The organism is Anaerobacillus sp. 1_MG-2023, from assembly GCF_030547345.1.
In the GTDB taxonomy this organism is placed as follows: domain Bacteria; phylum Bacillota; class Bacilli; order Bacillales; family Guptibacillaceae; genus Guptibacillus; species Guptibacillus hwajinpoensis_B.
The window spans coordinates 83,835-104,684 of record NZ_JAUORD010000010.1; the positions used below are offsets into that span (position 1 = coordinate 83,835).

The following is a 20,850-nucleotide window of genomic DNA, read 5'->3' on the forward strand; positions in this document are numbered from 1 at the left end:
ATTACAGTTTAAAGCAATCATAGTCAGGTATCATCAGATTTAAGAGGGCATTACTTAGCGACCTTTTTCTTTCTTGATGATGCCTTTTTCTTTTGCGGAGATTTAGAAGCGGCGCCTGTATCCAGACTAGCTTGAAGAGCATTCATCAAATCCCCAACCTTCCTCTTAGGCTTTTCTTCTACCACCTTAATTTCATCCCCTGAAATTTTACTTTCTATAAGAGCAAGAATCGCTTCACCTCTTTCATCTTTGTATTGCATAGGTTCGATTTTAGTTGTGAGATGTTCTATCAGTTGTTTAGCCAACTTTTTTTCTTTTGTACTAACCTTTAACTCACTTGGAATATCAGGAACGTTGCTAAAGTCTCTCACTTCATCTAGAAAATACATGGTTTCAAGCATTAGTCCTTTTTCATACACTCGGACTGCTGCTAAATGCTCTTTGGAACGAATCGGAATTTTAGCAAATCCGATTCTTCCAGACTCCTCCATTGCTTGTTTCAATAACATGTATGGTTTGCTTTCATTCTCGTTTAGACCAATAAAATATGAGCGGTTGAAATAAATTGGATCAATATCAGTCAGTTCAACGAAATCAACAATCTCAACTGATTTATTTTGTTCTCCAGCTAGCTCTTCAATTTCATTCTTATCCATGATGACGTATTTTCCATCTTCATACCCACGTAGGATATTCTCAGATTCTAAAGCTTTATCACATTTTGGAAACCGCCTTTCATATTTAATCGGAGTATGACATTCCTTATGAAGATAGCGCATCTTAATATCCTTATCCTCTGTCGCACCATAAAGCTTCACAGGATCGGCTCAACAGAAATACACACTCGCGATTTCCAAATAGGGTTTAGCGTAATCGTCTTTCCAATCCCTTGGAATCGTCACTAGACTTATAATGATAGACAGCAGAAGTGAGAGGTATATATTGCTTGGTGTTGAAAACGAAAGCCAAACCAAAGGGAATATTCTAATAATTCAAAAAAATAGTTGTGCCCGTAAACATTATAATGTTACTCTTAAATTAATAATTAATTAAGAATACATCATAATGAATGTGAGGTGATACGATGGGGAAAGCACTAGAACGAAAGCCTGGTGTTCCGCTTTATCAGCAATTAAAGGGAGTACTCATTCAAGAGATTCAAGATCATTTAGAAGAAGGGGATATGCTTCCGATTGAATCCGAGATTGAAGCAAGGTACGGCGTGAGCCGCGTTACTGTACGAAGAACAATCGACGAATTGGTTTCAGAAGGAATTGTAGAAAAGAAACAAGGTCGTGGAACGTTTGTCCAATCCAAAGAAATTGTTCAGGAAGCGGGTACCATCACCAGCTGGACAGAAGAGATGAAAGCAAAAGGAAAAATAATTGAAACGAAAGATCTCACGATTTCTCGCATTTCACCTTCTCGATCGTTGAGAGAAAAGTTGAGAGTGACAAACAAAGAACGTTTGTTATGTTTAAAGCGAATTCGATGGGCAGATGGCGAACCCATTGCCATCATGATCAATTACATTCGAGAAAAATACGTGCCTGACCTGATGGAAAGAGGGTTGTCGACAGAATCACTTTATGACGTTCTCGAAAACGAGTATCATTTAACGCTTGAACAGGCTGATGAGGTCATACGAGCTAGAAATGCTAGTGATTTAGAGGCATCAGCGCTCCGCATCCCACCTGAGGATGCAGTCTTGCATATTTCCAGAACCTCCTATCTTTCGGATGGCGCTCCATTCGAAGTAGTGGAAATGGTGAATCGGGCTGATCGGTATCATTACCACATCTCTTTGAACGGACGTAGTAAAACCAAAATGCTAGGGAGGGAAAATTGATATGTTGCGATTAACTGAAAAAGGCGTCGACTTGGATGTCACAGCAACTGATGCCAAAGAGGCTATTCGTTTAGCAGGAAGAGGATTAGAAAGAGAAGGGAAAGTGACGGGCGCTTATGTCGATCGTATGGTTGAGGCATACGAATCGGTGGGAGCTTACATTGTTGTCGCACCAGGAATTGCGTTCCCGCATGCGAGACCTGGAGAAGATGTGTTAGGAGCGGGTGTGTCCTTTATTCGTCTTCAAGAGCCTGTGCGTTTCGGTCACGATCTCCATGATCCTGTTACGTTTGTATGCGGGTTATGTGGCGTTGACAAGATGGGACATATCAACATGCTCCAACAATTGTCTCGTGCCTTAGGCAATGACGATACATTGGCAATGTTAAAACAAGCTAAGACGAAACAACAAATTATCAACCTACTTCAGAAGGAGGAAAAATAATGAATATTGTAACGGTATGTGGCATGGGGTTTGGCACTAGTTTGATGTTATTAATGGACATTCAGTCCATTGCAAAAGCACAAGGATATGTCGTAGACGGTGAAGCAACCGATTTAGGTTCGGCAAAAGGGAAGCCTTGCGATTTTATGGTAGCTTCTAGCGAAATCGCTAATGAGTTAAAAGACGAACCTGTTGAAATCGTCGCTATTACAAACATCTTAGACAAAAAGGAAATTGAAGAAAAAGTCATGCCTGTCATCAAACGCATGGCCGAAGGAGGTAAATAAATGCTCGACACCCTTGTTGCCATTCTGAGTAACCCCGCCATTATTCTTGGTTTAATCGCAGCGCTTGGTTTGATCGCACTTAGAAAAACCACTTCGGATGTAATTAAAGGAACATTGAAGACACTTTTTGGATTTTTAATCTTACAGCAAGGCGCAAACATCATTGTTGGCGCACTTGTTCCGTTTTCTGCGATGTTTACCGATGCTTTTGGGTTAACGGGCGTTGTAGCAGAAGACAACGCATTGGTGGCAGCTGTTCAAACTGTGCTCGGGAAAGAGACAGCCATGATTTTGATTTTTTCATTTTTGATTAATGTCGTCATCGCTCGTGTAACGAGATGGAAGTATATCTTTTTAACGGGGCATATGATGTTTTCTTTTGCAGGCACAATGGCAATCGTGTTTGATCAAATGGGGGTATCGAGTGTTATAACCATCATTTTAGGATCTCTTATTCAAGGGGTTTCAATGGTGTTTTTCCCTGCGATCGCTCAGAAATCTGTTAGACAAATCACAGGAAATGACAATGTGGCTTTTGGTTTTTGGGGAAGTTCTTGGATCACGTTCTCTGGATGGTTAGGGGGTAAGCTTGGCAACAAAGAAAAGTCATCCGAGGATGTAAAGGTTCCTAAAACACTTGATTTTTTGAAAGATATGAGTGTATTAATGGGGATCGTAATGGTGACAATTTACCTTACTACAGCTTTTTTTGTTAGTCCAGAGTTGTTAAGTGAACTTGCTGGGAATCAAAATCCTTACCAATTCGTTGTTATGTCAGCGCTAACATTTGTAGTCGGTATTTTGATTTTATTACAGGGTGTACGCATGTTTTTAGGCGAAATTGTTCCTGCATTTAAAGGGATTGGCGAGAAGATCGTTCCTGGAGCTAAGCCAGCGTTAGATGTACCTGTGTTTTATGCTTATGCTCCTATTGCCGTCACGATCGGGTTTTTATCAGCATTGATTGGCGGATTGATCGTTACATTCGCCTCAAGTTTGCTTCCTGTCACAGTGCTACCATCTGTTATCGGACTCTTTTTTATGGGCGGGGCGGCAGGTGTTTTTGGAAATGCAAAAGGTGGAAGACGCGGAGCTATGGTAGCGGGATTCTTTTTAGGATTAAGTTGGTCTTTGCTGGTCGCTCTCGCTTATCCATTAGTTGATGTGACAGCTTACGGCGTAACAGGGTTGTGGTTCGCATCCCCCGATGCCATTATCGTTGTGGTTATTATTAGACTGATTGGCATGTTGTTTGGGATCGGTGTTTAAAAAAAGAAATTCGGAAGGAAGTGTGACACATGGGAAACGTTCGAACAGTAAATGGAGATATTGATGCAAAACAACTTGGGTTCACGTACACACACGAACATTTATGGTGTAATCCACCAAATCACCAAAAAGATCGCGATTTGGAATTAACTAATTACGAAGCTTCATTGAGTGAATTATGGCGATTTAAAAAAATCGGTGGAGAAGCGATAGTCGACGCTACGACACTAGATTATGGACGAGACGGGAAGAAGTTAAAGGCACTTTCATCGGCTACTGGGGTACATGTTATCGGGACAAGTGGTTTTAACAAACACATCTATTTTCCTGCCTGGGTTGAATCATTGAAAATCGAGGAGATTACCGAAAAGTTAATCCGTGATGTTGAGGTTGGAATGGATGGTAGTACGGCGAAAGCTGGAATTTTAAAGGCAGGGTCTTGGATGCAATTGATTCACCCGCTAGAAGAAAAGGTAACGCGCGCCGTAGCACGAGCGCAACGGGAAACAGGCGCTCCGATATGGCTGCACACCGAAGCGGGAACAATGGGAGAAGAGATGTTAGATATACTAGAAGAAGAAGGAGTCGATCTCACTAAAGTGGCTGTGGGTCACAGTGATCGCAACGCAGACCCGTATTATCACCTGCAACTAGCGAAGCGAGGTGCCTACGTCCAATTTGACGGTGTGAGTAAGGTGAAATATTATCCCGACAGCGTACGAGTGAGCCTCATAAAAAATCTGATCGATAGCGGGTACAGCGAAAACCTCTTGATTTCAGCAGATATGGGGAGGCAAAGTTACCTTCATGCTTACGGAGGCGGTCCTGGTTTTGAATTTATCAAAGCCAAGTTTATTCCCCGCCTTCTAAACGAAGGGCTCAGTAAGGATCGGATCGATTTGATTTTCAAAGAAAATCCAGCTAGATGGCTAGGGCAATTCTAGGAGGTTATGCTGTGATCATTTCAATTGTTCGAGACGTGGAAAGGACAGAAATAAAAACGGTCGCCGACTCTCTCCTGCGAGGAGGAATCCATCGAGTGGAAGTATCTTTGAGTGACGAAGAAAAAGGGTTTGCTTCTCTTTACAAATTGTGCCAAAACTATCGAGATGAAATGGAGATCGGAGTTGGAACGGTAACCTCCATTGAACAAGCGGACAAAGCGATTGAAATTGGTGCAAAATACATCATTACGCCTGGTTGGGACAAGACGCTGGTTGAGGCGTGTCTCCAAAAAGGGTATCGGGTCATCCCTGGGGTATTTACACCAGGAGAAATCATGCAAGCGCAAATGATTGGGATTCATCAAGTGAAATTATTTCCTGCTTCTTCGCTAGGTGAGCAATACATCCGAAATATCAAAGGACCTTTTCCCAAAGTTTCCATCATGGGAGTGGGGGGCATTACACTAAAAAACGTGAGAGATTACCAGGATGCGGGATGTGATTCGTTTGCCATTGGAAGTGACCTTGTACCTAGAGGGGCGACAAAACGAGATCAAGACCACATTGAAAAAAGGGCGAAAGCGTATGAACGTGCGTTAAAGGGGGAAGCAGAATGAAAACGGATTTGCTAACCATGACGCGCGATGAAGTGCAACGAAGAGTGCAGGAAAATCCCGTTGCCATTTTACCTTTAGGTGCCACTGAGCAACATGGTCATCACTTGCCGATCGGGGTTGATGTGTACTTGGCGGAAGGGTTAGCAAGGAGAGTGGCTGAAAAAATGAACGCTCTATTGCTTCCCTCTCTTCCTTTTGGGTATTCTTGGGTGTGGCGAGATATACCTGGAACTGTTTCGTTAGAACAGCACCGTGTAGAAGAAATCATTAAGGATGTCGCCAAAAGTGTCAGACGATACGGCATAAAAAAGTTAGTCCTTATTAACGGTCACGACGCTAATAACGCTAGTATGAAATACGCAACACGTGAGCTTATGGATGAACTAGATTTGGAGATTGTGTATTTGTTTTATCCAGGAATGGAACAAATACACGAGACTCTCTGCGAGTCGGAAACATGGCATGGGATGATACACGCTTGCGAATTCGAAACTTCTCTAATGCTTGCACTCAAACCTGAACTTGTAAACATGGAAAAAGCGGTGGCTGAGTACCCAACTAAACCGCCTTTATATGGGAAATCCACCATCTCTCTTGGAGAGTTAAGCAAGAGTGGGGTTTACGGAGATGCGACAAAAGCAACGAAAGAAAAAGGCGAAAAATTATTACGATATTTCGAACAAGAGATCTTATCGCTTTTAAAGTAAGAACCTGCTCATTACAAATCTATTTGCAAGCCGTTTCTCAATCCTTACGAGGGTGAAGAAGCGGCTTGTTTTTTTTCTGTAAAATCCGCATTTCGCTACCTCTATAGGTACACTTTTTAAGTTAACTTTGTTATCAAAGTGAGACAAAATAAGTCTTATCCCGTCAGCTTTAAGTTCAGTTCAATAATTTGAGTCATTAAAAGGGAGACTGGGTTGTAATAGCATTGGTTGAATAAACATTTGCACCGTCTAATCTATTAGCATTAAATACCGTTGAGAAATGAAATAAATACCTGGTTTAAAAAGATGGAAGGATGACTATACTACAGTTAAATCACCTTTTTGCGTGGATTTTCTATCATCATTTACTTAAACTTTCTTGCCTATTCATTATCTCTCATGTAAAATCATTGGTAAGTAAAGTAATGAATTCAAATTTAAAGACACAACTCTATAAATAATGGGACCGCCCCAAAACTATGTAGTGCTACTAGGCGCTATGTATAGTTTTGGGGCTTTTTGTGTTTTTCATTACTTTCAGCAGAGTACTTACTAATAGGGAGGATAACCATGGAAGAACTTAAGCAATCATGGAACAGTGATGAAGAACTAGAAGAACTTGCGAGGATTCGCCGTAATAGAACAATCACATCTGGATTTGTTCAATCAGTAGGATTTCTTAAGATGCCCATTGAGGAAAATGGACGAAGAGTTACAAAAGATGTAGAGGTTGCTATTTTTGACCTTAGAAGCGGAGTAAGAGCATACTGTCCTGTTCATGAGTTTTCTGAAAGAGAGTACCGCTCTTTATCCGGATTCGTAACGACTCAACAAGAATTTATCATTGATGAATTAGATTTAGAAAATCGCATTGCTATTGTCAGTGTAAAGAAAGCTGATCAAATTAAACACGATCAATTTTGGAGTCAGTTGCAGTACGAGGAACAGAAAGGGATTTTATCTGAAAATACTTATGAAGGAGTTATTTCAGGCTTTAACCCAGAAACTGAACGTATCTTTGTTCGTATTAATGGCGTCGATTGCTTCATGCTTAAATACGATTGGGATCATGGTCGTGTTAGGGATATTGCTAGTCAAATCGACCGAGGTAGCAGAGTCGATGTAAAGGTGGAACGAATCGATCTTGAAAGAAAGTTAGTCCAGGTTAGTCGCAAAGCAACGTTTGATGATCCATTCAACGAACTAGAAAAACTGAAAAGCATGGATGTCATTGGAGGAAAAATCAGCGCGGTTCACCCAATTCATGGTATCTTCGTTAAATTAGCAAATGGATTGGAAGTCAAAGGGAGCAAGCCCAGAAATCTTGAGGAACCACTGGTAGATGATATTGTAAGCTGTCGAATACAAACTATTGATAAAGACAATCGCCGCTGTAAGGTAGTCATTACAGGTTATCCGCAAGGGAAGAAGAAACGCAAAGATATGGGAGCATTTCTCTTTGAAACAAATGCCCGTTGAAGCCTTGCACGATGAATCTCTTGAATATCCGTACCTATATACAAAGAAAGGGGAGGTACCTTTTTGGGACCATCCCCAGATGTACGGTTATAAGTTTCTTCCTAAAGATTATAGACCTGTGGCGACGATTGAAGCAGTATTATCCCTATATGCTAGAAAGCGGATAGACGAAACCGATATAATGATTTTAAAAGTGCTTGGAGATGCGATCTGCTGTAATGAGGATCAGCTGAGACGTTATTTTTCTACTAAACTTACGAGCTCCCAGGTATCGAAACGCCTGGATAAGCTACGTAAAATGGCTTTTGTTGAACGATGGAAGGTCAGGGTTAGGACAGAAGAAGAGTATAAACCACCCGCTCCGTTCGTTTTAGGAATTGCTGGTTACAAGTTATTGAAACACTATTATAATCAAGACTTCTTCATGGACCCGAACCGTTGGGATTCGTTAGGAATTGGGGCAGTACAGCGATATGTCGCAGTAAATGAATTTCGATGCAGGTTGATTGAAGCTAGAGCAGCTTCCAGCTGGAAGTGGAATGCTCTCATCGCTGATAACAAACTTATTAAAAAACCAATGGGTGTCGCTGAAATTGTAACTCCGAAAGGAAATATTAACTTTTTAATTGATCGTCCTCAGATGAATCAGAATTATATAGGATATTTAAAAGATAAACTGCACAATTGGAAGAAAGTTTATCAAAAATACGGTAATAAGCTTCCTATTAGTGATTTCGCAGAAAACGTTCCCACAGTTATTATCTTCGCTTCGACACTTTCAATGGCGAAACAAATTCATAAAGAAGTCATGTTAGACACATTTCCATATATAGTATGGTTTTGTATCGAAGAAGATATGACTGTAGATGGATTAGACAAAGCCTTCTATCGTCCAGTTAAAGAGGACTTACAAAGATTTACTCTAGACTTCTTGAAGAAATTAGAAACGAAAGAGCCTATAGGAAATCCATAATGTATTGAGTGAAAAGCCAGTTGGAGAAAGGAGGCAGCATGACTCAGGTAATTGAATCATCACTATTATTTAAACCTCTCCAAGAACTTTGGGAACATGATGAATATACATTTCAACACTCGCTTAGAGTGGCCGATCTCCTTAAGCGATTTGGTGAATTTTTAAACATGCCTAGAGGATATCAGGATGATTTATATAAACTCGGAGCCTTGCATGATATAGGTAAAACTAAAATTCCAAGTGAAATATTGAATAAAAGTAAGCCTCTCACAACGGATGAATGGCAGTTGTTAACGCAGCATCCCGTCATAGGTTATAACATGTTAACTGGAGAAGGCTATTCAAGTAATATCTTGAGTGGCCTTCTCTATCATCATGAAAATTATGATGGCACTGGGTATCCATTCAAATTGAAAGGTGGACAACTACCTCTCTTTGCCCAAATCCTTAGAATTGTAGATAGTTTCGATGCCATTACAAATGAGCGTACTTATCAAAATGCATCTACTTTTTCGGAAGCTTTAAATGACATTACTCGTTTACAAGGCAGTGCATACGAGCCAAGTCTTATTGAGGACTTTGAGAGGATGTTACACTCAATTAAATAGGAAAGATTTCCCTCATACTAGTTGACTATCCATAGGTCTAATGGTACTATTTTCAATAGGAACACCCTCTCTTAAAGTTTTTTAAAGAGTGTGGTTCCTTCATTACCCTTGCCGTACCACCCATTCGGCGGGGTATCTACATACTATCAATGATGACTTACACAAGTTAACTATTAAACTATATTATAGACGGGAGTTCCCCGAAAATATTATGAGCTACCAAGCTTTTAAGCTGGTAACCTCATAAAATTTTCGGGGATTTTTTTATGCGGAGTGATTCTATGGAAAACGTACTTTTAGCCATTGGTAATAAGAGTTTTAGTTCTATCATACTGAAACACCTGGAGAATAACTTAGATTCCTTTCACATTGCCAACCAAGAAGTGATGCATCATCGGTATTTAGAAGAACTGATCGAGGTTGAAAAACCGGATATCTTAATCGTCCATGACTATCATCTACCAAGTGACAAGTCCACTCAAGAAGAAAGGGAAGAAGAGTGGCTTTCATTTATTCAACGAGTCAGAGTTAAGTATGATAATCAGTTACGCATTGTCTTCTTATGCGAACGGGAGAAGGGGGACCCTTTTCTCAGTTACTTGGTGAGTACAAACGTTTTAGACATCTTTAATAGTCGCATGATCGATATGGAAGACTTTGTTGACCAGCTTAAAGATACGCCTCGTTTTAAACGAGTAGCTAAATTCGTTACTAAAGAAGTGCCAATTGCTCCACCTTCAGATGAAGACGAAGAAAATGAAGAGTTAACCGCCACCCCCAAAAAAGAGATTAAGGAGAAAAAAGAACCCCGCCCACCTAAGGAAAAGAAGCCTGAAAAGCCACCACGACCAATCGTAAAGAAAGAAATCACCAAGAAAGTTGTCAATAAACAGGTTGTTAAACGCGATTTCAATATACAAGTTAGTAATCAAGTTGAGCGGATCGTAGGAGTTCCAATTGAAAAAAAATTAGTGATGATTGGGAGTCACTTTTCTCGTTCAGGGAGCACATTTATCTCTCACTTACTTGCTAGGCAATTAGCGCGCCTAGGTGTGACGGTTTCCTATATTGAGAATCCTTACGGGTCTTGTTATACCTATGATCGATTTATTGGCCACGAAAGAACAAGTAATTATCGAAGTAAATTTTTTCAATTGGCTAAAAACCCTAAGTATAAAGACGAACTTTCCTTTGATTGGATTCAAGATGGTATTAATTTAATCAGTAGGAATCCTTCTGAAGAGCGTAATTACGAAACAGATGACATCCCTTTTGATGTCTTTATCAAAGTCATCCTTTCTGCTCCCACAAACGTCACGATTATCGACGTAGGGACAGATTGGAATAAACCAATTTATAGAGATATTTTTGATATCGCGACAAACGCCTTCTTTGTAGTAGAACCGGATATAAGCTCTATTCAACATTTAGAAGACCCAGAAAATACAGCAACAGCCTATTTTCATGAATATATGGAGAATGAGAAAAGCTCTCTTATTGGGAACCGCTTTGATCCAGAAATACTGAAAAATGAAGTCATTAGAGAACTATATGCGGATAAGCTCATCGCGTCAATTCCAACATTTCCAAGTAAAGATGTATTTGAAACTCAATACAAAGGTTCGTTTTTGAACGATACCAGGCAATACTCGAAGCTAATAGCGACACAATTGAACCCGCTCCTATCGGATTTACTTCCAAAAGAGTTTCTAAAAAAGGCCCAGCGCAGAAAAAATGGACTGGTAAAAGGCTTATTCAATAAAAAAATTACAATTCAACAGGCAAGTGAAGGAGGAAACTCATGAAACAAGGATTGAAAATAGCGTTTGGGATTCTACTGGCGGTTATCGTAATGGCTTTTACACCTATATATGACATTTACATAAAAGACCGAATCGATAGTGTAGATGTTGTGGTTGTTAAAGCAGGTAATGAAATAGAAGCGACTGAACCCATTACAGCTGATAAGCTGCAGGTTGAAAGTAGAAGAAAGCAAGACCTCGTAGAAGGAACCATTTTAGCAAGTGATATTAACCAAGTTATTGGTTATGATGCAGGACAGTTATTAGTCGGAAATGCCATTATTTCAAAAAACATGGTGGACTACGATAAGTTAGTGCCTAATGAGAAAGATGGAGAGGCTATTCGTCCAATAGTAAGCGACATGATCTTTGCTATGCCGGGTTCAGTAAGACGTAAAGATACAATCGATATTTACTTGGTAAGTAACTCATTAATTGGTCAGTACGCCAAAGAGGACAGTGCAGCATCTTCTTCATCTTCAGATAAAAAGAAAGAAGCTGTCGCTAGCGGAGAAACTCTTAAAAACCCGTTGCTAACAGATGTGAAAGTTGTCTATGCAAAGGATTCATCCAATAAGGAAGTTGTAACAGACACAGAAACTAAATCAAAAGAAGAGAACGAACGGTTGAACGCTACTGGAAACATTTCAGATTTAGAAGTAATTCTAAATCAAGAGGATTTTGACAAATTAATGAGTGCTGTAATTGAAAATAAGAACAAACTCTACATTACCTACAATTAGGAAAGGGGAAACTAACCATGATCGTTGGTGTCGTTAGTTTTGATAGTAAATATAAAGAATTGCTACAAGCCCAAGAAGAAATTGAATTAGCACCGCTATTCGATAAGGTAAATGAGGACCATAATACTCCAGTCGAACTAGAGGCACTTTTGCTAGATGGTAAAGCTGTATCTTACGATAAATTATCTTTTATCCGTGAAGTCTACCCGGAAATCCCTATTTTCTATAAAATGCATAATATTTCAAGTCACGTTCGCACGATTAATATTGAACGAATTTGCAGCGGGCATCGGATTACACCTATTCATGAGAACTATACGATGGAGCAAGTTGTGAGTGATATGTGCTCGAAGCTTTTTGGTTCAGATACATTTTCATCAAAGCGAATCGTCAGTTTCTTTGGAACTCACAGTGGAGCGGGAGTAAGCACCACAACCATGAATGTAGGAAAAGCCATTGCTGACCGAGTACACGAGAAAGTTTTGGTGCTTAGTTTGAATGCCTGGGATCCCGCTGATTACTTTACGGAATACAAAGGTGCTTATCTAAACGATTTAAAACTTGATTTAAAGTCACAAAATTTAACTCAAGCTAAACTAGGTGAATCACTTCATCAATATCAGAACTTATATCATCTTGCTGGAAATCGAGATATTAAGCTTCAGAGGTACTATACCAATAAGGAAATTGCACATTTAATTGATGTAGCAAAAGAAATGTTTGACCTCATCCTTATAGATGGAGGAACTCATTTTGATACGGCTTGTGCGACACAAGCATATGTTTCGAGCAATCTTCGATTTGTGGTCACTAATCAAGATGATAAGGGCTATAGAGGGTATTTCCCCCATGTCTTCCAACAATTGATTGAGCCAGCAGGTGGTAAGCGTTCTGACTTCATGTTAATTCTAAATCGTTTCCAGACAAATATGTCTCTTATTAATGAGAAGGACCTCGAATCAGAGCTTGATATGAATCGAATCGCAACTATTCCTGACATGGATATTCTAGGATCAATGGCACTTCGACAGAAAAAGTTTCTTTATGACTTAGCAGATACTAAATACAAAAGAGGAGTTGATACCATATGCAACCTGATTATCTCAGAGGGAGAGTTAACCGAAAAGCCGCTTGAAGAAGAAGGACGTAAACAAAAAGGTTGGTTCGGGTTATTTGGAAAGAAAGCAGGTGTTTCCTAATGTCAAAGGTATTAGATAAAAATACAGAAGACATGTTTAAGGAGCTTGATACTCTGCTCGTTGATGATACTCCGTATGATCCAAATGTTTGGGTGAGTGATCAGATTGAGAAGCAAGGATTATCACCTAAAGGAACGATTACCACTTATGCGCTTAAAAAGAAGTTTAAAGACATCTGTTCAATTACAAGGAATGAACTAGAAAAGATTTACGATAGTGAACCCAGTACTACTAAAAGTAAAGAACAGGATGAACAAAAGAAACGAGAGATTGAATTTGTTGACCTCCAACATAGGGCTGTAATCGGAGATGAGCAAGCGGTTGGATACTTTATTAATAAAATAAAACAAGTCCTTTCTAATAAGAATATTACATCTACTGAATACCCTGATTTTTATTCCACATTAGAGGAGGCTATCTTTCATGAAGTATGGGGAATCAGTATTCTTCACAAGTGGGAGAACTATCCCATGAGTGAAGCTGCTGTAATAAGAGGTACTGAACTTTGGATTGATATTGATGGCCAGTTTATTCGACAGCCAGAGCGTTTTGAAAACAATACGGCTGTGGAACGTGTTAAAAAGGCATTCACGATGCGTTCTAAAGATGTTGTCATTAATGAACAAACCCCTGAAGCTGAGATGGAAAGAGAAGACGGTAGCCGGATTACAATGTTGCAGAGTCCTCGATCAAGAGAGAATTATATTATGTTCCGTCGTTTTATTGTAAAGGATATCAGCCTTTATGAGCAGGCTAATCTATCCACCATAAAGGAGGAAGATATTGATATTTTCAAAGCGCTATCTAGAACAATGCCAAACACTATTATTGCTGGTAGGGTGCGTTCAGCTAAATCGACTTTTATGAAGAGTTTACTTCGAGAACGTGATAGTAAATATGTAGTAGCTTCAATGGAAAAACACTTCGAGTTGGGATTGAGCGCACAACTTCCAGACCGTTTATGTTTTGAAATTCAAGCAAAAGAAGGAGACCTTCATCAAGCCGTACCACGACTATTAAGAATGGAACACGATTATATAGTGGTAGGAGAAATTAGAAGTTTAGAGACAGAAGGTTATCTAATGGCTTGTGAACGTGGAGAGCGTGGAGCAGCTTCAACTTATCACTTAACTGACGTTGAAAGTATTGTCCCACAAATCACACGGCATTTGCTAGATGAATTCCCAAACCGTAACTTTGAGAATGAACTGGAGCGTGTCGCCCGTAACATCGACATCATAATTACAATGAGCACAGAACGAGATCGCCGTAAAAAGCGTGTAGTTGGTGTCACAGAAATTATCTGGGATCCAGATGAAAGAAAGTATTCCACCAATGACCTTATTAGGTATAGCAACGTTACCCAAAAATACTATTATGCTTCTAACATTACCAATCGCTTGGTACACCTTATGGCTGAAGAGAATTTAGAAGAAACGAAAAATCTTATGAGATTACTCAAAATGCGTGAAAAGACTTCACCCATGAGTGATTATCAACAAATTGCAGATGACCTTTTAAAAGATATATTAGGAGACTTTTAAATGGAGGAGCTACTTCACTGGATTTGGACAAACGGCGTTTTCTATATGCTTTACTTTATCTTAATAGTAATTGGATTATGGACAACTAAAAATATTATTGAACTGCCTTTCAAAGAACGATTTAGTCAGTGGCAGTATTTAAACCGCTTAAGAAAAATTCGAGCGACAGAGCAAAAAAACACGGCTATAGAATACGAAAATCGTTTCTTAAAACACATATATCTCCTGATTAAAACGACAAGTAAGCAGAATACAGAAATGAATGTTGTTTCCTTTTTAGTAGTTTCAACCTTGCTTTTTCTCTTCTCAACTTTCATTGTTGTTTTAAAGTATCAGGATGCTTTTCTGGGAGTTATTCTAGGAACTCTTGTCAGTATAGTTCCTTACATGATGCTTCATATAAAACTAAGGAAACTTAGGTTTTTGATGGGAAATGAATTTCTGCCTATTGTCCATTCGCTAACTCAGAATTACAATGCCAATCACTATGATATGTATTATGCATTACGTGAAACGCAGCAAGGTATAGAGGACAAGCATTTACGTAAAGTAATGATAAAGCTGGTTTCTGATCTTCAAGTAGCAAGAAACGAGTCCGAGTTACGTATGTCTGTTCAAGTTTTTGTTTACACCGCCGGTACCAGCTGGGCGAAAAGACTAGGAAACATCATCATCAAGTCTTATCTATATAACGAAAATGTCTTGAAAACGTTATTGATCCTAACGAAGCAAATAGAGGATACAGAAGAAATGCTAGAACAAGAACAATCCACTGCACTTGATACGGTATACAATGGTTATTTTACTCTGGTGATTCTTCTTGCATCGCTTGTTCTTGGATTCTATGTATCGGGAGCTCAAGATTGGGTGGCTCTCCAATTTGAGGATAAGTGGAGTTTACTAACGTTAACGCTATCTTCAATAGGTGTCGTATTTTCACTCATAATATCATCTATTGTGAAGCGTCCTAAAAACGATTTGTAAAGAGGTGGTTGTTTGTCAGTTTCGATACTCTTTAAGTTAATTCCTTACGTGCTTTATGGCATTACATTCATCTTGGCCATCACTTCTGCAAAACTGGTTTACAGTGGCATGTCATCACAAACAGAACGAATTCAAACCAGATTGAGAATTAAACAATCTATGAGATCCAATCGCGAAAAAGTGATTCAATCGGTCAATCAATCTTCCTTGGAGGAACGTTTAAAGATAGCGGATTATCCGCTTGGATTCAATGCATTTAGATACTATATTTTGTTTGGTTTAATACTCTCGTTTTTGATTGTAAACTATATCATTGTTCCTATTATATTAAATGGTAAATACGAGCTGTTTGGTGCATTGATGGTTACAGGGATCTTTGTCATTCTACAGCCCTGGCGCCCCTTATTAATAGGATTTATTCTAAAGCGTTTAGCAGAATACAAGCAAACTAAGCGTAATGCTGAAGTGTTTATGCTGTATGACCTTCTTATAAACGAATTGGATATGATGGAACATTCAAGAATCAACGCATATAGCATTTTAAGAAACATACAACCTTATTTCGAAATGATCAGCACTCCTTTTAACAAACTTCTAACAGGTTGGAGTACTGATGAAGGCCCAAGCAGAGCGCTTGAAACATTTGCAAAGGAACTAGGTACTAAAGAAGCTAGAACCCTAGTAAGTGTCTTAAAAACCTTGGATGAGGTTGAACGTGAAACAGCTTTACAGTCTCTTAGAGGCATGAATAATATGTTTGCCAGGAATCAAATTGAAAATTATCGTCGTAGAAGGAAAGTAACGACTGATTTTGCTTCAATGCCAATTAAAATTACTCACTTTTTAATAGTACTCAATTTCTTAGTAGTCATTATAGTCATGGTTAATTTGATCATGGGTAAATCCGGTACTATCTAAGATGATTAAGATAAAGGAGGAAAAGTTTTGGATAAATCTTTATCGACCTTTATGAAATTAGCAGCTACCGCTTTAGTCATTGGACTATTAGTGTATGGTGCACTTTATGACAAGATGGGAAATGTGTCAGATGGTATAAGCACTTATATCGAAAAGAACTAATTTTATTAATCGAAGGGGGGTTATAAGTGAATAAATCACTTTCGACTTTCATGATCATTGCAGTTACAGCAGTTATATTGTTTGTCTTAATTGGTAGTGTTTCTTCGTCCTTATTTAACAAAAATGATGAACATCAAGAAATTATAAAAAATGAGTACAATCTAAAAATTAATTAATAAAATAGGAGGCTTTAATTCACATGAAAAACTCACTAAGCACATTTCTAGGACTAGCAGCTACAGCATTAATCATTTCCATTTTGGTATTCGGAGTAGGGTTCCAAATGCTTGATAAAGAGGCAGGAGAATATGAAGAACAAATTGATGCAGTAACAACTGATGTTCCAACTACATCATCGGTTACACCTTAACAATAGACCTTTTTACCAGGGATTGATCTAAACGTTAGCTTATATGATTCTTTACGAATATAAGGAGGGCTTGTCCCTCCTATTATTTTTCTAATAAGAGGTGGATAATTTGTCTACAACATTAGCAAAATGGATGACATTAATTATAATGGCCAATATTATGTTTGCTCCAATCCTGGCTTATATAGATAGCTTACATAGAGAAGCGATAGAAGTAGTTTTACAAGAGGGTGCTAAAAAAGCAGCGATCGAAGGTAGGTTTACAAATGAATTAGTTGACGATATGAAACAAGAATTAGTTGATAATTATAATTTTGAAGAGGATAAAATTATAATAAATGCTACTCAGACCTTGAAAACTCGAAATGAGTATCTTGAAGCAAGCATTGAGGTACCACGAGGAATAATTTTCATCTTTGATATTTTTAATCCTGGTCCAGATAAAATCAAGAAAAACACAAAGGTTATGAGTGAATACATTGGGTAGGAGTGAGGGTAAATGGCGCATTCATTAAAGGTCATGTTCCTTATGCTTCTGTTCGCTGGAATCATGATGATGCAATACAATTTAGATTCGGACCGGACCTCAACAAGACAAATGAAGAATGGACTAGAGCTAGCGGTTCACGATGCGGCTTTAGCATTAGACAACTCTCAACTCTCTCAAGGAAAAGTCGTATTTGACGAGTGGGAAGCGGTAGAAAACTTTAAAGCGAGCTTGGAAGCAAATCTCGATCTTGAATCTGGTGCTGGATATGTATATTTCCCCAAAGAAAGCTCTTATTATCAGGATCCATTTTATGTAGAACACTTAGAGTTTATTGATGATGAAGATGGTTCTTTTCCTCAAGTTTATTCAAATCCTAAGTATGATATCTTAGATACACTAAATGGACCAAGTATCATCGCGGTTGTATCTACTAAAAGTCCAAGATACTTTGCAGGAGAAGGAATTACCATAAGAAAATCTGTAGTTTATGAGTACTATGATTGATTTTAGTACTGGTATACTGCAGCTTTTTTGTATGTGGAAGAATTTAGAGAAAGAAAAAAACATTATAGTTAATATTTGGTTATTGTAAATTTGAATGATTATGTTTATAGTAAAAATAAACCAATTTATAAATACACTTACCTCTTTTTACCTACTATATTTCTATTTATTGTAAAAAACACCTCATAATAATAGACTGAAAGTATTGCATTTGTGTTTAAATACTTCAGTAAATTAATAGATTAATTAATGATGATAATAAATTACTACATATTTTCTTATTTATTCCAAATAAAACATAAAATTTGTTTAAATGTCTACTTTATACAGTGGATAAAAGAAAGAGGTGTCAGTATAATTTGTAATATAAAGAGTAATATGAGCATACAAGAAAAATTCGGCTCTAAAGTTCGATACTATCGTCTATTTCGAAAGTACTCTCAAGAAGATTTAGCTTTAAAAACTGGCTTACACCGTACATATATTAGTGAGTTAGAGCGAGGACAACGGAATATTACTTTAGAAAACATCAATAAACTTTCAAAAAGTTTAAACATAAGAATAATAGACCTTTTCGATTTTGAAATGTAGGTTTTCTACATAAAGGATGCAATGATTTTATTTCCTTATCTGGGCACTTGGAAATAGAGGAGCAAGTAGTGCAACCAGCCTTAGTATGTTTAACAATTTATAACTGTTGAATATATAGGGCTTTTTTAAGTATTAAATGGTTTTTTTTACTAATTACTTGGGTAAAGTGAAATAAAGGATTAGTATGCTAGACATTTAGTACCTATTTCCAACTTTAAACTAACACTATTCCATTATTTATATTACACTTATATTTGTAGAATTTTATCGAATTATGTCTTTTTTCGACTAAATATACCAAAAAAAATTAATTTTTACTTTGGAATTCTACAATTTTTATAGAGCTTATATACTATGATATTTATAAATCAAAGATAAATGTATTTTAAAGATAGATTTCAATTAAAATGATGATAGATTTTTCTATCTGTAGAGAGGTGTTTCTTATGTTATCAAAGGATTTTATGTCCAGTATGAGTAACGAAACTAGAATGAAAACATTCTATATAAATATGAACCAGCAATATTACTTTAGAAGAACCTATTTCTTATTAGATGCTAATTTATATGTTGAAATGGTGACGTTAGTAATGGAGTCGAATCGTCAAATTGGTAAAAGATCAAAAGTAGAAACTGAAGTTTTAGAATCAGATTCTAGAGAAGTATCTACTACTAACATATCTAAATCATTTATTGAATATTTGAAGGTAGAAGATACTATTATTGAAGAATATAAACTTAGTAAAAGTCAGGCGGAATTTGTTCTTAATAAATATAAAAATAACTTATTTGATGTGAATAAAGAGTTATTAGATTCTATTAACTAATTTAATTATCATTAAAAGTTATCTCCTCTTAATTTTGAAATTAATATACAAACTAAATAAAGTTGTGGTCGTTTTTATCCAATGGTATAATTTAACCATTAAGATTTAATTTTCCTTTTTTGTGCAATCTCTTTAGAGATTTGCGGGTAAAATGACTAAACATAATGAAGCCTCTGGGGCTGGATTTCAAGCATTTTTTGTATGCTTGAAACCTTCTCTCAGGGGCTTTTTTTGTGCTCTAAAGGAGGTGATGTAAAAAGCATTATATTGATAATTAGATTGTCAATTAAATGGGTGGAGTTTTAAAAAACTTAATTGAGAGGGTGTTCAGAATGTTTCTATTAAAGAGTAAGAATGACGATTGTTGCAAGCCAGGTGAGCTGCATGTTTAAAGTCACATGTTTTGCTCCTATTACACCAGATAAGTTATGGGATGGTCTAAAAGGATTACAATTCACGAAAAAGAAAGAGGGATTTGAATGGTATCTTGATGGTCATGTTTTTCGCATTGAACCATTCAAGAATCAATCACGCACTAACATGAAGGGCTATCGAGTATATTTTAATGGATCTATTGATGGTGCTATTTTTCTTTATGATTTTGCTCTTAGTTGGATCAATCCTGCTATAACCGGAATTGAATTTTCACTTTCTCATTCTAATATTACTAGCCAGGATTGGATTAAGGATTTAATGTCCCGCTCTTCATTTTCTACGGTTGATACAAAAGGTATCTTTAAAAAAGGACCAATTGGTATTGTTGTCGTGAATAATGAGGTCGTAATTCAGTTGAGAAGTTCAAAGGGAAGTCAATTAAATCTTATGCCTAGCTTAAAGCAAATTGAATCGATTAAGGAAGAATTGAAACCGGTAGAAGATGATCTATTCTCTATGTTGGAAGAAGGTGTGGCAATATGACATTCGACTTCTATACGAAAGCGTCTAAGTTTACTGTCGCAGAGAATAGTGTTTTGAAAAACGGTGAAGTGATTGCTGAAGGTAAGGTGTTTCTATTTCAAGTTCTTTTAGGTTTCCCGGTCTATCTCATAGTGCATGAGCATGACTTTGTACCACCTGTTGTTATTAAAACAGATTGTATTCTGTCCGTTTTGCCTTCACATGAGTATTTCGATGGTGAGCGGGAGCCTCAGAAGTTCTTATATAGAGTGAAGTACACTATTAATGATGTGCCTATAGTTTACGATATGGAAGCTGTAGACAGTAACTCAGCAAAAACGTTTGTGCTTCAGCGATACAAGAATAAGAACATAAAAAATGTCAGTGTGGAGCGTAAAAAAAGAAGGGAGAAAATTTCATGAGCAATCGTTCTTCTTCAATAGCGATGATCGATAAAGAATCTTCCAAAGCATATAGAAAAATTCTTTCAGCGGAAACAGAATTTGAGATTTTCACCATTGTGGAACGATTAAAGCCAGATGTGGCCAAGCGTGTCCTAATGACATTGACGATGAATAAACAACTTAACAAGTAATCAATATATCCCTTCCTAGTAGGGAGTTCAATTTTGCTCCCTAGGT

The 20,850-nt window shown here is 37.6% G+C and carries 27 protein-coding genes and 1 riboswitch; of the genes, 26 read left to right on the forward strand and 1 reads right to left on the reverse strand.

The window, feature by feature from the left end:
• Nucleotides 1-50: 50 nt before the first annotated feature.
• Nucleotides 51-818 carry a non-homologous end joining protein Ku gene (gene ku / locus Q4550_RS16140; protein ID WP_303534530.1) on the reverse strand — a complete coding sequence of 256 codons (768 nt, stop codon included), beginning with the start codon at nucleotides 816-818 and terminating at the stop codon, nucleotides 51-53.
• A 266-nt stretch (nucleotides 819-1,084) separates the two neighbouring features.
• On the opposite strand from ku, the gene Q4550_RS16145 reads away from it, so the two are divergent.
• The 26 genes from Q4550_RS16145 (at nucleotide 1,085) to Q4550_RS16270 (ending at nucleotide 20,804) form a co-directional block, all read left to right on the forward strand.
• The gene (locus tag Q4550_RS16145) at nucleotides 1,085-1,849 is read left to right on the forward strand and encodes a GntR family transcriptional regulator (protein ID WP_303534531.1); all 765 of its coding nucleotides are present in this window, start codon (nucleotides 1,085-1,087) and stop codon (nucleotides 1,847-1,849) included.
• A gap of 1 nt (nucleotide 1,850) precedes the next feature.
• Entirely contained in the window at nucleotides 1,851-2,294 is a 444-nt protein-coding gene (locus Q4550_RS16150) for a PTS sugar transporter subunit IIA (RefSeq protein WP_303534532.1), read from the forward strand.
• Complete coding sequence (locus Q4550_RS16155; protein WP_303534534.1) at nucleotides 2,294-2,581, forward strand: PTS sugar transporter subunit IIB; 288 nt, start codon at nucleotides 2,294-2,296, stop codon at nucleotides 2,579-2,581. Before Q4550_RS16150 ends, Q4550_RS16155 begins: the two co-directional genes overlap by 1 nt.
• Entirely contained in the window at nucleotides 2,582-3,850 is a 1,269-nt protein-coding gene (locus Q4550_RS16160) for a PTS ascorbate transporter subunit IIC (protein ID WP_303534536.1), read from the forward strand. It abuts the gene before it with no gap.
• Nucleotides 3,851-3,879: 29 nt separating this feature from the next.
• The gene (locus tag Q4550_RS16165; protein ID WP_303534538.1) at nucleotides 3,880-4,794 is read left to right on the forward strand and encodes a phosphotriesterase family protein; all 915 of its coding nucleotides are present in this window, start codon (nucleotides 3,880-3,882) and stop codon (nucleotides 4,792-4,794) included.
• A gap of 11 nt (nucleotides 4,795-4,805) precedes the next feature.
• The gene (locus Q4550_RS16170; RefSeq protein ID WP_303534539.1) at nucleotides 4,806-5,411 is read left to right on the forward strand and encodes a bifunctional 4-hydroxy-2-oxoglutarate aldolase/2-dehydro-3-deoxy-phosphogluconate aldolase; all 606 of its coding nucleotides are present in this window, start codon (nucleotides 4,806-4,808) and stop codon (nucleotides 5,409-5,411) included.
• Nucleotides 5,408-6,118 (forward strand): creatininase family protein, encoded by a 711-nt coding sequence (locus Q4550_RS16175; protein WP_303534541.1) that lies wholly within the window; start codon nucleotides 5,408-5,410, stop codon nucleotides 6,116-6,118. Before Q4550_RS16170 ends, Q4550_RS16175 begins: the two co-directional genes overlap by 4 nt.
• Before the next feature lie 570 nt (nucleotides 6,119-6,688).
• A complete protein-coding gene (locus Q4550_RS16180) occupies nucleotides 6,689-7,597 on the forward strand; it encodes a S1 RNA-binding domain-containing protein (protein WP_303534543.1) in 909 nt (302 codons plus the stop codon).
• Nucleotides 7,587-8,570 carry a replication-relaxation family protein gene (locus Q4550_RS16185; protein ID WP_303534707.1) on the forward strand — a complete coding sequence of 328 codons (984 nt, stop codon included), beginning with the start codon at nucleotides 7,587-7,589 and terminating at the stop codon, nucleotides 8,568-8,570. Before Q4550_RS16180 ends, Q4550_RS16185 begins: the two co-directional genes overlap by 11 nt.
• A gap of 38 nt (nucleotides 8,571-8,608) precedes the next feature.
• On the forward strand, nucleotides 8,609-9,178 hold the full coding sequence (locus tag Q4550_RS16190; protein ID WP_303534545.1) for an HD-GYP domain-containing protein: 570 nt from the start codon (nucleotides 8,609-8,611) through the stop codon (nucleotides 9,176-9,178).
• A gap of 281 nt (nucleotides 9,179-9,459) precedes the next feature.
• The gene (locus tag Q4550_RS16195) at nucleotides 9,460-10,983 is read left to right on the forward strand and encodes a hypothetical protein (protein WP_303534547.1); all 1,524 of its coding nucleotides are present in this window, start codon (nucleotides 9,460-9,462) and stop codon (nucleotides 10,981-10,983) included.
• Nucleotides 10,980-11,723 (forward strand): CpaB family protein, encoded by a 744-nt coding sequence (locus tag Q4550_RS16200; RefSeq protein WP_303534548.1) that lies wholly within the window; start codon nucleotides 10,980-10,982, stop codon nucleotides 11,721-11,723. Before Q4550_RS16195 ends, Q4550_RS16200 begins: the two co-directional genes overlap by 4 nt.
• Before the next feature lie 17 nt (nucleotides 11,724-11,740).
• Entirely contained in the window at nucleotides 11,741-12,922 is a 1,182-nt protein-coding gene (locus tag Q4550_RS16205; RefSeq protein WP_303534550.1) for a CpaE/TadZ family protein, read from the forward strand.
• Nucleotides 12,922-14,466 carry an ATPase, T2SS/T4P/T4SS family gene (locus Q4550_RS16210; protein WP_303534551.1) on the forward strand — a complete coding sequence of 515 codons (1,545 nt, stop codon included), beginning with the start codon at nucleotides 12,922-12,924 and terminating at the stop codon, nucleotides 14,464-14,466. Before Q4550_RS16205 ends, Q4550_RS16210 begins: the two co-directional genes overlap by 1 nt.
• Entirely contained in the window at nucleotides 14,467-15,450 is a 984-nt protein-coding gene (locus tag Q4550_RS16215; protein ID WP_303534553.1) for a hypothetical protein, read from the forward strand.
• A 12-nt stretch (nucleotides 15,451-15,462) separates the two neighbouring features.
• A complete protein-coding gene (locus Q4550_RS16220) occupies nucleotides 15,463-16,368 on the forward strand; it encodes a hypothetical protein (protein WP_303534554.1) in 906 nt (301 codons plus the stop codon).
• A gap of 27 nt (nucleotides 16,369-16,395) precedes the next feature.
• Complete coding sequence (locus Q4550_RS16225; protein WP_303534556.1) at nucleotides 16,396-16,530, forward strand: hypothetical protein; 135 nt, start codon at nucleotides 16,396-16,398, stop codon at nucleotides 16,528-16,530.
• A 26-nt stretch (nucleotides 16,531-16,556) separates the two neighbouring features.
• Nucleotides 16,557-16,706, forward strand: a complete 150-nt coding sequence (locus Q4550_RS16230) for a hypothetical protein (RefSeq protein ID WP_303534559.1) — start codon at nucleotides 16,557-16,559, stop codon at nucleotides 16,704-16,706.
• A gap of 23 nt (nucleotides 16,707-16,729) precedes the next feature.
• On the forward strand, nucleotides 16,730-16,900 hold the full coding sequence (locus tag Q4550_RS16235) for a hypothetical protein (RefSeq protein ID WP_303534561.1): 171 nt from the start codon (nucleotides 16,730-16,732) through the stop codon (nucleotides 16,898-16,900).
• A gap of 109 nt (nucleotides 16,901-17,009) precedes the next feature.
• A complete protein-coding gene (locus Q4550_RS16240) occupies nucleotides 17,010-17,387 on the forward strand; it encodes a hypothetical protein (RefSeq protein ID WP_303534563.1) in 378 nt (125 codons plus the stop codon).
• A 12-nt stretch (nucleotides 17,388-17,399) separates the two neighbouring features.
• On the forward strand, nucleotides 17,400-17,894 hold the full coding sequence (locus Q4550_RS16245) for a peptidase M23 (protein WP_303534564.1): 495 nt from the start codon (nucleotides 17,400-17,402) through the stop codon (nucleotides 17,892-17,894).
• A gap of 378 nt (nucleotides 17,895-18,272) precedes the next feature.
• Entirely contained in the window at nucleotides 18,273-18,485 is a 213-nt protein-coding gene (locus Q4550_RS16250; RefSeq protein ID WP_303534565.1) for a helix-turn-helix domain-containing protein, read from the forward strand.
• A 5-nt stretch (nucleotides 18,486-18,490) separates the two neighbouring features.
• Nucleotides 18,491-18,574: riboswitch (cyclic di-GMP riboswitch) on the forward strand.
• A gap of 357 nt (nucleotides 18,575-18,931) precedes the next feature.
• Entirely contained in the window at nucleotides 18,932-19,312 is a 381-nt protein-coding gene (locus tag Q4550_RS16255; protein ID WP_303534566.1) for a hypothetical protein, read from the forward strand.
• Nucleotides 19,313-19,696: 384 nt separating this feature from the next.
• Nucleotides 19,697-20,230: a hypothetical protein gene (locus tag Q4550_RS16260; RefSeq protein WP_303534568.1), complete on the forward strand. Its 534-nt coding sequence runs from the start codon at nucleotides 19,697-19,699 to the stop codon at nucleotides 20,228-20,230.
• Nucleotides 20,227-20,631, forward strand: a complete 405-nt coding sequence (locus tag Q4550_RS16265) for a hypothetical protein (protein ID WP_303534570.1) — start codon at nucleotides 20,227-20,229, stop codon at nucleotides 20,629-20,631. The genes Q4550_RS16260 and Q4550_RS16265 overlap by 4 nt, the downstream gene beginning before the upstream one ends.
• Nucleotides 20,628-20,804 (forward strand): hypothetical protein, encoded by a 177-nt coding sequence (locus Q4550_RS16270; RefSeq protein ID WP_303534572.1) that lies wholly within the window; start codon nucleotides 20,628-20,630, stop codon nucleotides 20,802-20,804. The genes Q4550_RS16265 and Q4550_RS16270 overlap by 4 nt, the downstream gene beginning before the upstream one ends.
• Nucleotides 20,805-20,850: the final 46 nt, after the last annotated feature.

Bases quoted from the DNA above. Each gene is read 5' to 3' on its own strand.
- Q4550_RS16200 (WP_303534548.1), top strand. From the start codon at position 10,980: ATGAAACAAGGATTGAAAATAGCGTTTGGGATTCTACTGGCGGTTATC.
- Q4550_RS16245 (WP_303534564.1), top strand. From the start codon at position 17,400: ATGGCGCATTCATTAAAGGTCATGTTCCTTATGCTTCTGTTCGCTGGA.
- Q4550_RS16265 (WP_303534570.1), top strand. From the start codon at position 20,227: ATGACATTCGACTTCTATACGAAAGCGTCTAAGTTTACTGTCGCAGAG.
- Q4550_RS16235 (WP_303534561.1), top strand. From the start codon at position 16,730: ATGAAAAACTCACTAAGCACATTTCTAGGACTAGCAGCTACAGCATTA.
- Q4550_RS16215 (WP_303534553.1), top strand. From the start codon at position 14,467: ATGGAGGAGCTACTTCACTGGATTTGGACAAACGGCGTTTTCTATATG.
- Q4550_RS16255 (WP_303534566.1), top strand. From the start codon at position 18,932: ATGTTATCAAAGGATTTTATGTCCAGTATGAGTAACGAAACTAGAATG.
- Q4550_RS16165 (WP_303534538.1), top strand. From the start codon at position 3,880: ATGGGAAACGTTCGAACAGTAAATGGAGATATTGATGCAAAACAACTT.
- Q4550_RS16185 (WP_303534707.1), top strand. From the start codon at position 7,587: ATGCCCGTTGAAGCCTTGCACGATGAATCTCTTGAATATCCGTACCTA.
- Q4550_RS16155 (WP_303534534.1), top strand. From the start codon at position 2,294: ATGAATATTGTAACGGTATGTGGCATGGGGTTTGGCACTAGTTTGATG.
- Q4550_RS16270 (WP_303534572.1), top strand. From the start codon at position 20,628: ATGAGCAATCGTTCTTCTTCAATAGCGATGATCGATAAAGAATCTTCC.
- Q4550_RS16180 (WP_303534543.1), top strand. From the start codon at position 6,689: ATGGAAGAACTTAAGCAATCATGGAACAGTGATGAAGAACTAGAAGAA.
- Q4550_RS16160 (WP_303534536.1), top strand. From the start codon at position 2,582: ATGCTCGACACCCTTGTTGCCATTCTGAGTAACCCCGCCATTATTCTT.
- Q4550_RS16190 (WP_303534545.1), top strand. From the start codon at position 8,609: ATGACTCAGGTAATTGAATCATCACTATTATTTAAACCTCTCCAAGAA.
- Q4550_RS16145 (WP_303534531.1), top strand. From the start codon at position 1,085: ATGGGGAAAGCACTAGAACGAAAGCCTGGTGTTCCGCTTTATCAGCAA.
- Q4550_RS16195 (WP_303534547.1), top strand. From the start codon at position 9,460: ATGGAAAACGTACTTTTAGCCATTGGTAATAAGAGTTTTAGTTCTATC.
- Q4550_RS16205 (WP_303534550.1), top strand. From the start codon at position 11,741: ATGATCGTTGGTGTCGTTAGTTTTGATAGTAAATATAAAGAATTGCTA.
- Q4550_RS16150 (WP_303534532.1), top strand. From the start codon at position 1,851: ATGTTGCGATTAACTGAAAAAGGCGTCGACTTGGATGTCACAGCAACT.
- Q4550_RS16250 (WP_303534565.1), top strand. From the start codon at position 18,273: ATGAGCATACAAGAAAAATTCGGCTCTAAAGTTCGATACTATCGTCTA.
- Q4550_RS16210 (WP_303534551.1), top strand. From the start codon at position 12,922: ATGTCAAAGGTATTAGATAAAAATACAGAAGACATGTTTAAGGAGCTT.
- Q4550_RS16175 (WP_303534541.1), top strand. From the start codon at position 5,408: ATGAAAACGGATTTGCTAACCATGACGCGCGATGAAGTGCAACGAAGA.
- Q4550_RS16260 (WP_303534568.1), top strand. From the start codon at position 19,697: ATGTTTAAAGTCACATGTTTTGCTCCTATTACACCAGATAAGTTATGG.